Here is a 12,361-nt window from a genome sequence, read left to right on the forward strand (position 1 = left end):
TGTGGCCGTGTTAGGAGAATCTCGCACGTGCGAGACTTTGTTATGAACGAGGGCGGAAGATTGTCTCGTAAGGCACACAAGATATATACGGCGTTCAATTTCACAGTGTACGCTGTCTCTGACGCGTTGGCACGTCGAGAAGGATTAGTTCGATGGCAACAGCTAAAGAGGATCGTGGCCACGCTCGCTGTCAGCCCGCACGGTCGACGAAGCGGGCCCTACTGCTGGGTGCCCCAGCGCTGTGGTACCTAATCGGCGTAGGCATGCTTCCCCGGCGGATGCCCAGACTTTCGCGTGCAGCGGTTCGGCGCTGGGTCAACGGATGATCGGTATGGCGCCCGGCGGGGTGGGATTGGCGCCAACGCCACTCTGCGTAGCCGATAGCTCTGCTCCCAGCGCAGCAAGCGCCGAAAAGCCGAGCGATCCAGCCGGCAATATGGCCGCGGCTGTGATGACCATGGCAAAGATCATGCTCCAGGACACAGTGCGGATGACCGACGATCCCCTGTATCAACGCCTGCTAGGCGGATATTGGCAGTATTTCAAACCTGCTGCCCGTCTGAAGCGGGGCGATTATTGCATGGCCGCCTATGGTACGCTGGACGGTATCATCACGCTTTCGGCCCCCGGTGACGATTACCGGGGAGCGATGCTCTCGTTTACCGCAACGGGGCTACCCCACCCAAGGAAGCAAAGCCTGATCCTTGTCACTCTGGACGATGGTGATGGTAATCCAAGCACGGTACGCGCCATTAATTACGCCGCGAGCGGCACAGGCCTGGGAATCATAGCTTTCGCCGTCCCCAGCGCAGATGCGATGTTGAACGGAATGAAGGATGCGACGCACTACAAGCTGACATTTGATGGAATAAGACGTTCGAAATAAGCTGGAGAAATGGCGACGAAGCGCGTCGTAAGTTGAAACAATGTATCTCAGGCCGGGGGTGATCAACTCCGTCGAAGTTCAGCCCGGGGCGTCAAAGCGCTGGTTCGACGTATCGGAGCTATCCTTTGGCGGCCAGCATGGTCACGTGAGCCTGTGGGCGCGCGCGGCCAGCGCGATGGTGATGGACGCCAATCTCCGCATCGTGGCAATTCCGGTTCCGGTATCGGTCGCCGTCGCTGCCGATCCTTACAATCCGGTCTACAATGCCGGAATGCTGGTGGATTGGATGGCGAAAAACATCCCCACAGACGCTTTTTCACGTCCCGCCGCCGACGATGATTCGTCATCGGCACGCGCCGCGAACAGGTGGTTTGGTGACGCGCTGCGCCACCTGCGATCCGGAATCTTGCAGCCATGATGACAAAAATGCTGCTGGCCCTGCTGGCGGTGACGGGCATGCTCTATGTGGGTGCGCTAGGCTGGCTCTATGCCAAGCAGCGCAACCTGATCTATCCGGCCCCTCTCAATGGCGCTGCTATGGCGCTGTCCGCAGGGGAAGGGGTGCGGGCGGTGCAACTGACAACAACTGATGGGCTTGTTCTGCGGGCGCTGTACAGGCCTCCACAGGGCGGGCGGCCAACCGTACTATTCTTCCATGGCAACGGCGATTCGCTCGCGGGAAGTCGCGCGGCAACTGTGCGTTTCGCCGCGCAGGGTTATGGACTGCTGCTTCTCGAACATCGCGGCTACGCCGGAAATCCGGGAACGCCGAGCGAAGAGGGATTGTACCGCGACGGTGCGGCGGCGCTGCGCTGGCTGGCGTCACAAGGCACCCCGCCGAGCCGCACGATATTGATCGGCAATTCGCTGGGATCGGGCGTTGCAACCGAAATGGCGGCGACGCACAGGGTCGCAGGGCTGGTACTCGTGTCTGGCTTTACCAGCTTGGCCGATGTCGTGCGTGTCCACTATCCTTTCGTGCCGGTGCGCTGGCTGCTGCATGACCGCTATGACAATCAGCATAAATTGCAGCGGGTGAGCTGCCCGATCCTCATCCTGCATGGTGCGGCCGATCCGCTGATACCAGCGGAACAAGGCCGCGTGCTTAGTGAAACAAAGGCGAGCGCACGGCTGGAAATCGTGCCGGAGGCGGGGCATGAACTTGTCTATACCGATGCATCACAGGATCGCACGGCAGCGTGGCTGCGTACGCTTTTTCCATGAAGAGCAACGGCAGCCGGTAGTCTGCGAGCGGGGCGGGGCTTCGTCGTGCGGCTGCTGACAGAACTGAGAATTGGCGGACTGATTGCAGCGGCTGACGGCGGGAAGACGGCGCGTCGCCCTCCATCGGTGGATTGGTGCCCGCCTTCTCACCCTAGAGCAGCAGGTTCCGGTGCGGAATGTTCGGGAGGACATGACGGGCGAACAAATCCGCTTCGGCGGCATGGGGGTAGCCGGACAGGACGAAGGCCTCGATGCCCATCTCCCGATAAAGGTTGAGCTTGCCGAGGACCTGGTCCGGATCGCCGACGATTGCCGCGCCGCAGCCCGAGCGGGCGCGACCTATGCCTGTCCACAGATTGTCTTCGACATAACCGTCCGTGGCCGCACTTTCGCGCAGCGCCGTCTGGGCCGCGACCCCCGCAGATGTGATGTCCAGTGACTTAGAGCGGATTGCCTCGCCGGAGCCGGCCTTGAGCTTGGAGAGGAGACGGTCGGCGTACCGGCGTGCTTCTTCCTCGGTGTCGCGGACAATGACATGCGCGCGGTAGCCGAAGCGAAGCGTCCGGCCATAGCTGGCGGCACGCGCACGCATGTCGGCGATGAGCGCTGCGACATTCTCGCGCGTATCGGGCCACATCAGATAGACGTCGCATTCCTTCGCCGCCGCGTCGCGCGCGTCAGGTGAGAGGCCGCCGAAATACAGCAGGGGCGCCTTGCCGGACACGGTGCGGATCCGCGCCGGATCGAGCTTAAGCTTCCAGAATTCCCCGTCATGGTCGAGCGGCTCGCCGTTGAGCAGGGTCTTGAGGATGCGCATCGCTTCCACCGTGCGCGCATAACGTGGACCCGACGCAAGCATCTCTCCGGGCAGGTCGGAGGAGATGATATTGATGTTGAGCCGGCCGCCAAGCATCTGATCGATCGTCGCGATTTGGCGCGCGAGCTGCGGCGGCCAGCTCTCGCCGACCCGCACCGCCATCAGCAATGCCAGTCGACGCAGCATCGGCGCGATCGCCGCCGCAAAGGCGGTGGTGTCGATGCCGAGCGCATAGCCGGAGGGTAGCAGGATATTGTCATAGCCGCCGGTTTCGGCCTGCAGCACGATGTCGCGACAATGCTCCCAGCTCGATCGCAGGCGGGTATCCGGGACGCCCAGAAACTCGTAATCGTCGTCACACAGCGCCGAGAACCAGCTTATTTCACAGGTCGGTGTCATTGCTTCTTGTCCTTGGCGGTGCGCGGGTCCGGAATGCCGAGCGCGGCGAGGTTGTCGATCCGATCGCGGTCCGGCCAGGTCAGGAGCCTGACCGTGTCGCCAAAGCCGGCCATGCGCTCGGTACGCGGGTCGTAGCGCGGCCAGCTGATCGCTAGCGCAGGGCTGTTAGGATCGCCCGAAGCGGCGAAGGCGATGATCGCCGCCTGCATTTGTGCGCCAAGTTCTCGGTCGGCGACGGACCAATCGCGCGTGCGGCGCGGGCCGTTCAGGCTCTCGAAGGTGCCGAGCCAATAAGGAACATCATCGGTGTGGTTTACGCCCGTGGTGGTCGGATCGAGATCGCTGAAGCGCACGCCGGCGGAATAGGGATGCCGCCGGTCAAACCAGTAGGCATAAACCGGCGCCTTGCCGTGGAGCGCCTGCATCCGCGCCCAGCTGCGCATCATCGTGGAGAAGCCGATATCGTGCGCCAGCGCCCGCGCGGCGGCGGGCACCTCGCCATCGGATCTCGCGGGATAGAGGGTTGCCACCGCTCCCGCCCGCTCGCCGAAGGACGTGTCCAACGCCGCGCGATAGGCAGCGAGCGTAGAGACGCCGGCCAGCGGGCTCAGCGCTTCATCGCGCACAGTGCCTAGCAGGATCGGGACATCGGCCTGGCCGCGCGCCGCATAGACGTCCGCCGGATCGCGCGGCACCGCTAGGCCATCGACGATCGGCATCGCCAGCGGGCCTTGGGCTGCGACGATGCGATCCGCCGGCATGCGGCGCAGTGCGACAAGATCGGGGGCGCCAAGCTTCTGCTGGAAGGCGGTGCCCGCCGCCTCGGCCGATGCCAGCGTCTGGGTACGGCTGCCAGCGACCGACATATAAGGGGAGCCGCTCAACGCCACGATGCGTTGAAAAAGCGATTTGGCCAGCGGGCTTGTCTGGAGCAGCGCGAGGCTGATTGCCCCGGCCGATTGGCCCATGATCGTCACCCGCGAAGGATCGCCGCCGAATGCGGCGATATTGTCATGCACCCATTGCAGCGCAGCAATCTGATCGAGCAGCCCGTAATGGCCCGACGCGTGGGCGGCCGATTCCGCGCTGAGCGCCGGATGAGCAAGGAAGCCCAGCGCGCCGAGCCGGTAGTTGATGCCGACCACGATGGCGCCCTTCGCGGCGAGCCTGTCGCCTTGGTAGAGCGGCTTGCGTGCGGAGCCGGCGACGAATGAGCCGCCATGGATGAAGACGATGACTGGCAGCTTCGCCTCGGCGCGAATTCCGTTGGGTGCCCAGACGTTCAGGTAGAGGCAGTCTTCCGCCACCGGATCGTCGCCGACATAATAAGCGATGCCGTGATCGCGCAGCGGCTGCATGCAGGATGGTGCGAAGCGGGTGGCCGGGTAGGTTCCGCGCCAGTGGCCGGCCGGTTGCGGTGGCCGCCAGCGCAGATCGCCGACCGGCGGCGCCGCGAACGGAATGCCGAGCCACGCCGCGACGCCGCTGTCGAGCGTGGTGCCGGAGATGTCGCCCTGGGCAATATGGATTGTCTGCGCGGGGGCGGGCGTAGCTGCCAGCGAAAGCAAGGCGGCCAAAGCGAGCCGCTTCACGGCAGCTTCTCCCCGCGCGCGGCGACGAGGACGTCATACCATTGCTGGCGGGTCCATCGCACCTGCAGCGCGCTGGCCGCCTCGGCGATGCGCGCCGGGTTCTGGCTGCCCACGATCGGGATGGCGCGGACGGGATGCGCCATGATCCAGCTATAGGTTGCGGCCGTGCGGCTCACGCCGGCTTCGGCGGCCTTGCGGTCCAGGCATTCGGCGACGGCCTGCGTACGTGCATCCGCCGGGGCGGCGAGCCGCCCGCCGCCGAGCGGCGACCAGGCCAACACCGCCATGTCACGCTCCATGGCCTGATCGAACAGCCCATTGACCATTGGATCGAGGTGGAGCGGCGAGAATTCCGGCTGATGACTGACCAGGGGAATGGTCAGGAAGGAGGCAAGCGCGCGCGCCTGATCCGTCGTGAAGTTGGACACGCCGACCGCACGCACCTTGCCGGCGGTAACGGCATCCTCCAGCGCGCGGGCGACTTCCTGCGGGTGGGTGAGAATGTCGTGCCGATGGATCTGATAAAGATCGACCTGCGCGAGGCGCAGGCGGCGGAGCGAGCTGTCGAGCGCGCGGGCGAGATAGAGCGGGCTCGTATCATAGGGCAGAGGGGGCAGGATTCCCCCCTTGGTCGCGAGAACCATTCGTTCCCGCAGCCCGGGGCTGGCCGCCAACACCTGGCCGAGCAGGGTCTCTGCCGCGCCGAAGCCCGAGTTGCTGTCAAACCCGTAAATATCCGCCGTGTCGAACAGCGTGATGCCTGCATCGAGTGCGGCTTCCACCAGGGCTGTCGCTTCAGCAACGCTGCGGCCGGCGAAGCGCCACATCCCCCATGCTATCGGACTGACAAATATTCCGCTCTTGCCGAGCAGGCGGGGTTCGGGGGAGAATTCAAGCTGCGACATCGCTGTCACTCCTTAGGATTTATGAGCTTGATTGAGCAAGTGCGGTACGGGCTGGTTGGGACCGGCATGATGGGCATCGAGCACCTCCAGAACCTCGCGATCACGCCCGGCGCGGTCGTGACGGCGATTGCGGATCCGGTGGCGACGTCGCTGGGCTGGGCGCGATCCGCGCTGGGTGCGCGCAGCGAGGGCGTACAGGCCTTTGACAATGCCGCGGCGCTGGCGCGGAGCGGACTGGTGGATGCCGTGATCGTCGCCAGCCCGAACTTCACCCATCGCACGGTGCTGGAGCCCCTGTTCGACGCCAACGTCGCGATCCTCTGCGAGAAGCCACTGGCGACCACGATCGATGACGCGCGCTGGGTGGTCGAGCGTGTCGAGGCGATGACGAAGCCGTTCTGGACGGCAATGGAATATCGTTACATGCCACCCGCCGCCGCATTCATCGCACAGGTACATGACGGCAGAATCGGCCAGCTGCGCATGCTCACAATCCGCGAACATCGCTTCCCCTTCTTGGTCAAAGTCGGCGACTGGAACCGCTTCAGTCGCAACACCGGCGGCACGATGGTCGAAAAATGCTGCCACTTCTTTGACCTGATGCGGCTGATCGTCGGGGCCGAGGCCGTGCGGGTCTATTGCTCGGGCGCGATGGACGTGAACCATGTCGATGAGCGGTACGCCGGCGAACGCCCGGACATCCTGGACAACAGCTATACCGTGGTCGACTTCGCCAACGGCGTGCGGGCGATGCTGGATTTGTCGATGTTCGCTGACGGCGCGGAGAATCAGGAGGAGATCAGCGCCGTCGGCGACGCGGCCCGGCTCGACGTGCTGATCCCGGAGGGCGCGCTCGTCTTCAGCCCGCGCACTGGCTTCGGCAATCCCAAGCAGGTCGAACGCGAGATTGTGGACGTCGATCAGACGGCGCTGAAGGCCGGGAGCCATCATGGATCGACCTTTTATCAGCATCAGAAGTTCAATGCCGCCGTGCGTGACGAGGGCGCGGTGGAAGTCTCCGCCAGCGACGGTCTGATGGCCGTGGCGATCGGTACGGCGGCCGAGATCAGCGCCCGCGAGAAACGTGCCGTGGAGATGCGCGAACTCGGCTTCTGAATGAAGCAGGGCTTGGGGCGGGTAAAGACAGATTGGGGCGTGACAGCGCGAGACATTTATATACCCTATCAGTTGAGTGGGAATTATAAAGGGGGTTGCTCGTGACGAAGTCGATATTCCTTGTGGGCACTGCCTTGGCTGTTTTGGCGGTGCCCGCCCACGCGCAGGACGTGAGCGCGGATGCGCGATCGGCGGCCCAGTCGGCGGATCCGGCCGAGATCGTCGTCACGGCTCAGAAACGCCGCGAGCGCCTGCAGGACGTGCCGGTGGCCGTAACGGTGGTGAGCGGCGACACGCTGGCCGCGCAGGGCGGGGTCAATCTTGAGAACGCCCAATATCTCGTGCCGACCATGAACTTCCGCAAATCGGGTACGACGCTCAACCAGTCGCTGTTCCTGCGCGGCGTTGGCACCTCGACCTTCTCGATCGCCGGTGAGCCGTCGATCTCCACCGTGGTCGACGGTGTCGTCTATAGCCGCGCCGGGGAGGCATTCAGTGACCTGATCGATATCGAACGGATGGAAGTCTTGCCCGGGCCGCAAGGCACGCTGTTCGGCAAGAATGCGTCGGCAGGCGTTATCAGCATCACCACCAAGCGTCCGGGTGATCGGCTCGGTGGCTTCGTTGAAGGCGGCTACTTCACCGGGGGCAGCGAATATCGCGCCCGTGCTGCTATCGACATCCCCGTTAGTGACACGGTCAAGAGCCGCTTCACCGGTTTCTACGGCAATTGGGACGGCAATATCCGCAACATCGCCCATGGGGGCAAGCGCGTGAACGGATACAAGCATTGGGGCGTGCGCGGCATCGTCGTCGCGGATCCGAGCCCTGACCTGAAATTCACGCTGATCGGCGACTATCGCAAAAGCGACGATGATTGCTGCGCCGAGGTGATCGGTACGCCGCCGACCAGCGGCGCGTCCGCGCCGCTGTTGCCCGACATCAACGGCCGGGATTCGCGCACGATCAATCAGGATCTGATCACCCGTACCAAGGAGACGAGTTGGGGGCTGTCGTTGCAGGGCGACTGGACGATCGGGCGCCACACAATCACGTCGATCACGGCCTATCGCCGCTGGAATAATGAAGAGATACGCGATGGCGATTGGTTGCCGGCCGCCTATGTCGGTCTTGGCCAGCTTCACGACACCGGCCCGCAGACCGGCAACACGTTCAGCCAGGAAGTGCGGCTGACCTCGCCCGCCGATCAGTTTTTCGAATATGTCGTCGGCGGTTTCTATTCGCGCGCCTTTTCGGAACGCGTCTTCCGGCGCGACGACATCGTCTGCACGGTGACACCGCCCCCGGCAGGGACGGCGCTGGTGCCTTGCACGACGCCGGGCGCCGTCGTCACCCGGCCAAGCGGCACCGCCGATTTCGGCTCCACGTTCAAGAATTATGCGCTGTTCGGCCAGGGCACGCTCAACTTCACAACCAAGCTGCGCGGCATTGTCGGCCTACGCTATACGATCGACGATCTCGACGTCTTCCACCAGCGCGTGACTACGCTCGCCGGCCCGGGCATCAACCCCAGCTTTGGTCCGTTCCAGGGCGACACCAGCCACCAGAATGTGTCCGGCAAGGTTGGCCTGCAATATGACATCGTCCCGCAATCCATGGTCTACGCCACCTATGCGCGCGGCTATAAGGGGCCGGCCTACAATATCTTCTTCAACCTGACCGCGACCGGCACCAACATCATCGCGCCGGAAACCGCCGACAGCTATGAGATCGGCCTGAAGAACAGCCTGTTCGGCGGCAAGCTTGTGCTGAACCTCGCGGCCTGGTATGCCAAATATCATAACTATCAGGCGAACAACCCGGATCTGGTCGCCGGCGTGCTGGTGACACGCTTCACCAATGCCGGCACCGTTTCGACCCGCGGCGTACAACTCGACCTGCTGGTGCGCCCGGTTCGCGATCTCTCCATCTCGGGCGGCCTCGCTTATACCGATGCCCATGTCGATCACTTCAGGGTGCCGGATAACGGCGTCGTCACGGGCGTGATCGCCGACGGCACGCGGCTGGGCGCGGCAATCCCGTGGAAGGGCTCGCTCGCGGTCGATTATCGCCTGCGCACCGGCGGAGCATTCGATGTCGGGCTGGGCACGCAGGTGACCACCCAATCGGCGCAGGCCGGGCAGTTCGATGCGAATCCGGTGATCCGTGCGCTGACCGAGATCCCGGCCTATACGCTGGTCAATCTCTCCGCCGCGCTGATCGATGCCCAGGACCGGTTCAAGCTGACCTTCCAGGTCAAGAATCTGCTCGATACCCATTTCCCGGCTTCGATCGTCAGCAGTGGACCGGGCGGCGCCTATCGGTACATCATCCCGCGGGAGGCGGATCGCTATGCCGGCGTTACCGCGCGCGTGAACTTCTGACCGGCGACGGGAGAGCCTTGGTGGAGCGAAGCGCGGGACGCTGGGTGATCGTGGCGCTCGTGTTCTGCGCGGTGATGCTCAACTATGTCGATCGCCAGATCCTGGCCCTGCTCAAGCCGACGCTGGAGCAGCAATTCGGCTGGTCGGACCAGGATTACGGCAACATGGCCTCGGCGTTCCAGTTCGCTGCAGCGGTCGCCTTTCTCGGCACCGGCTGGCTGATCGACCGGGCCGGCTTGCGGCTGGGGTTCGCGCTGGGCGTGGCGGTGTGGAGCCTGGCCGGCATGGCGCATGCCTTCGCGACCAGCGTTGCCGGCTTCATCGGCGCGCGGATCGTGTTGGGTGCGGCGGAATCGGTGGGCACGCCGGCAGCGGTCAAGTCGGCGGCAACCTATTTCGAGGCGAAGGACCGCTCGATCGCGCTCGGCATTGGCAATACCGCGCCCAATGTCGGTGCGATCCTGACACCGCTGTTCATTCCGGCCTTGGCCGTGGCGTTTGGCTGGAAGGCGGCCTTCCTGGTCGCGGGCGGACTGGGGTTGCTCTGGGTCGTGGCCTGGTTCGCGGTGAAGGTGCCGCCAGCTGTGAGCGAAGGGGAGGGGCCGGCGCCGATCCGCTGGGTCGATCTGCTGCGCGACCGGCGGACCGCCGCCATTGCCATCGCCAAGGTGCTGTCGGACCAAGTGTGGTTCTTCATGCTGTCCTGGTTGCCGGACCTGTTCCACCGGCTGTTCGGTTTGCAGCAGGGCACGGTCGGCCTGCCGGTGGCGATCGTCTACACGCTTGCGGCCTGTGGCGCGCTGACCGGGGGCTGGCTGCCGACGAGATTGATCGCGCGGGGCTGGAGCGTGAACCGCGCGCGGAAAGGGAGCCTGTTGCTTTATGGGCTGCTGATCCTGCCGGTGCCGGTGGTGCTGTATCTGGAAAGTCCCTGGATCGCCGCTTTGGTACTGGGGCTCGGACTGTTCGCACATCAGGGCTTTTCGACCAACGTCTTCGCGCTGACCACTGATGTGATCCCCGCGCGCATTGTCGGCTCTACGATCGGCATCGCCGCCTTTTGCGGCAACCTCGGCTCGATCGCGATGATCCAGCTGTCCGCCTGGTCGCTTGGCCATGGCTGGGGCTATGCGCCGATGCTGGTGATCTGCGCGTTCAGTTACCTCGCCGCGCTCGGCTTCATCCAATTGCTCATCCCGCGGATCGAACCGGCCCGGTAGATTCACGCCGGATCAGCTCGAATGGTGTTTCGCGGTGCTCCACACGGAATTCGGCCGCGAGCAGGAGGTCGGCGGCGGCATAGCCGAGCGTTCGCACGGGCTGGCGGATCGTGGTGAGCGGCGGCCAGACGAAGCGGGAGATTGCATCGTCGCCGAACCCGGCGACGGAAAGGTCGCCGGGCACCGAGAGACCGCGCCGATGCGCGATACTGAGTACGCCGGCGGCCATTTCATCGTTCGATGCGAAGATCGCCGTCGGCAGCTGCGCTAAGGCGAACAAGGCTTCGGCGGCATCGGCACCAGAGGCGAAGTCATAGCTGCCTTCGCGTATCAGGCGCGGGTCGGGTTCAATATCGGCCTCGGCCAGCGCGGCGCGATAGCCGTCGAGGCGCTGCGTGCTCGTCGCGTAGCTGGAATGACCTGTGATGAAGCCGATGCGGCGATGTCCGAGTGCCAGGAGGTGTCGCGTCATCGACAGCGCGGCGCCTCGATTGTCGATGAAGACCGATGCCGTCAGCTCGAAATGCGAGCCTGGCGCGACCCGGACGAAGCGCGTGCCGTGCCGCTCCAAGAGCGCGAGCACTTCCGGATAATCCGTGGCCGGCGGCGTCAGGATCAGGCCATCAATGCCGGCGGCGGTCACGAGGCTCTCAATGTCCTCGATGAGCCGTTCGGAATCGTGGTCATAGGGCTGCGCCATCATGCGAACGCCATCGAGCCGGCAGCGGTCGCGGATGCCCGACTGCATCTCGTACACATAATAGGGACTGGGATTGTCGCAGGCGAGGGCGATCTGAAAGCTGCGGTGCCCGGCGAGCGACCTGGCGGCGATGTTGGGCCGGTAGTTCAGCTCTGCAACCGCCGCGTTGACCCGCGCACGCGTGCTTTCCGCCACCCGCCGTTCGTTGTTGAGCACGCGGGAAACGGTCTTGATCGAAACGCCCGCCAGCCGGGAGACGTCGTTTATGGTGGGGCGCACTGAGGATCCTCCGGCGGGCACGATGCCAAGCCTGGCGTCGCGCGTCAAAAGGCTGTCGGGTTGCCACCGGATAGGCATCTGCTTTCCAGCTGCCGTCTCGCTTCCTTGGTGCATCGCATTGCCGAATGACGGTCATGGGCTAGCGGCTTATACACCACTCTTTCGGTTCGGTTTGCCCCGTACCAGAAGGATCTTAGCTGCCCATCAGTCCCACTTGATTCCGCTCCGCGACTGGCAGCCCTCAAGCCTGAAAAAAACCTGCTTGGCGCCGGTGCGAGTCCGAAACGAGGGAACGAATCCTAGGCTGGGCCACGGATGGGCCACCACCAAAATCGAACAGGATATGTGTTTTAAAACAGGGTGTTAACTTTTGATTTCGAGTCCTGTAGGTGCACCCTACATAACGTGAACATGCCCGCGGATCCGCAGAAAACTGCGGTGAGCGTCACGGTTTCTACTAACGCAGGTAGGTCGGAAGGGTGTCGCTGGATACGCTTTGGGAGCGTCCCCCCATGCGGCCGTGCCGGCGGGCGCAGACCTCGAAAGTTTCAACATCGTTCGCCTCTCCGAAACCAAGATGCGTTGTGCCTCAGGCGAGCAGTCCGCCATCGACGGTGATGATGGACCCTGTGATGTGCTTTGCCGCTGCGCTGGCGAGGAAGGTGACCGCGGCCGCGACATCGGTCGCTGTACCGAACCGGCCGAGTGGGATCAGACTACGCTGATAGTCACCGCTCTCGCCGTTGGCCGGGTTCATGTCGGTGTCGGTCGAGCCCGGCTGCACGAGGTTTGCCGTGACGTCCTTAGGCCCGAGTTCCTGAGCGAGGCCGCGGTTGAAC

At 64.0% G+C, this 12,361-nt stretch carries 12 protein-coding genes; 6 read left to right on the forward strand and 6 right to left on the reverse strand.

Features of this window, described 5'->3' with window-relative positions:
* Positions 1 to 315: 315 nt before the first annotated feature.
* Positions 316 to 459, reverse strand: a complete 144-nt coding sequence (locus ACOJSI_RS03395) for a hypothetical protein (protein ID WP_420136853.1) — start codon at positions 457 to 459, stop codon at positions 316 to 318.
* Between ACOJSI_RS03395 and ACOJSI_RS03400 the strand changes: the two genes are divergently transcribed.
* The 3 genes from ACOJSI_RS03400 (at position 452) to ACOJSI_RS03410 (ending at position 2,110) form a co-directional block, all read left to right on the forward strand.
* Positions 452 to 886, forward strand: a complete 435-nt coding sequence (locus ACOJSI_RS03400; protein WP_420136854.1) for a hypothetical protein — start codon at positions 452 to 454, stop codon at positions 884 to 886. The two genes, ACOJSI_RS03395 and ACOJSI_RS03400, sit on opposite strands and share 8 nt — an antisense overlap.
* A 181-nt stretch (positions 887 to 1,067) precedes the next feature.
* Positions 1,068 to 1,304: a hypothetical protein gene (locus tag ACOJSI_RS03405; RefSeq protein ID WP_420136855.1), complete on the forward strand. Its 237-nt coding sequence runs from the start codon at positions 1,068 to 1,070 to the stop codon at positions 1,302 to 1,304.
* A complete protein-coding gene (locus ACOJSI_RS03410) occupies positions 1,304 to 2,110 on the forward strand; it encodes an alpha/beta hydrolase (protein WP_420136856.1) in 807 nt (268 codons plus the stop codon). Before ACOJSI_RS03405 ends, ACOJSI_RS03410 begins: the two co-directional genes overlap by 1 nt.
* Before the next feature lie 151 nt (positions 2,111 to 2,261).
* Here the strand turns inward: ACOJSI_RS03410 and ACOJSI_RS03415 are convergent, their stop codons facing one another.
* From ACOJSI_RS03415 to ACOJSI_RS03425, 3 genes are read right to left on the reverse strand one after another with little or no spacing between them, the layout of a single operon-like run.
* Positions 2,262 to 3,326 carry an LLM class flavin-dependent oxidoreductase gene (locus ACOJSI_RS03415; protein WP_420136857.1) on the reverse strand — a complete coding sequence of 355 codons (1,065 nt, stop codon included), beginning with the start codon at positions 3,324 to 3,326 and terminating at the stop codon, positions 2,262 to 2,264.
* The gene (locus tag ACOJSI_RS03420) at positions 3,323 to 4,918 is read right to left on the reverse strand and encodes a carboxylesterase/lipase family protein (RefSeq protein WP_420136858.1); all 1,596 of its coding nucleotides are present in this window, start codon (positions 4,916 to 4,918) and stop codon (positions 3,323 to 3,325) included. The genes ACOJSI_RS03415 and ACOJSI_RS03420 overlap by 4 nt, the downstream gene beginning before the upstream one ends.
* The gene (locus tag ACOJSI_RS03425; protein ID WP_420136859.1) at positions 4,915 to 5,823 is read right to left on the reverse strand and encodes an aldo/keto reductase; all 909 of its coding nucleotides are present in this window, start codon (positions 5,821 to 5,823) and stop codon (positions 4,915 to 4,917) included. Before ACOJSI_RS03425 ends, ACOJSI_RS03420 begins: the two co-directional genes overlap by 4 nt.
* Before the next feature lie 21 nt (positions 5,824 to 5,844).
* Between ACOJSI_RS03425 and ACOJSI_RS03430 the strand changes: the two genes are divergently transcribed.
* The 3 genes from ACOJSI_RS03430 to ACOJSI_RS03440 all read left to right on the forward strand — a co-directional run bounded on the left by ACOJSI_RS03430 (position 5,845) and on the right by ACOJSI_RS03440 (position 10,543).
* Positions 5,845 to 6,939: a Gfo/Idh/MocA family protein gene (locus tag ACOJSI_RS03430; RefSeq protein ID WP_420136860.1), complete on the forward strand. Its 1,095-nt coding sequence runs from the start codon at positions 5,845 to 5,847 to the stop codon at positions 6,937 to 6,939.
* Positions 6,940 to 7,040: 101 nt separating this feature from the next.
* Positions 7,041 to 9,323 carry a TonB-dependent receptor gene (locus ACOJSI_RS03435; protein ID WP_420136861.1) on the forward strand — a complete coding sequence of 761 codons (2,283 nt, stop codon included), beginning with the start codon at positions 7,041 to 7,043 and terminating at the stop codon, positions 9,321 to 9,323.
* 17 nt (positions 9,324 to 9,340) lie between these two features.
* Positions 9,341 to 10,543, forward strand: coding sequence for an MFS transporter (locus ACOJSI_RS03440; protein WP_420136862.1), 1,203 nt, complete (start codon positions 9,341 to 9,343; stop codon positions 10,541 to 10,543).
* Here ACOJSI_RS03440 and ACOJSI_RS03445 read toward each other — a convergent pair.
* A complete protein-coding gene (locus ACOJSI_RS03445) occupies positions 10,515 to 11,570 on the reverse strand; it encodes a LacI family DNA-binding transcriptional regulator (RefSeq protein WP_420136863.1) in 1,056 nt (351 codons plus the stop codon). The genes ACOJSI_RS03440 and ACOJSI_RS03445 overlap by 29 nt on opposite strands.
* Positions 11,571 to 12,111: 541 nt before the next feature.
* Positions 12,112 to 12,361 (reverse strand): SDR family NAD(P)-dependent oxidoreductase (locus ACOJSI_RS03450; protein WP_420136864.1); only part of this gene is annotated, 250 nt, incomplete at its 5' end.

The organism is Sphingomonas sp. (genome assembly GCF_048595155.1).
In the GTDB taxonomy this organism is placed as follows: domain Bacteria; phylum Pseudomonadota; class Alphaproteobacteria; order Sphingomonadales; family Sphingomonadaceae; genus Sphingomonas_I.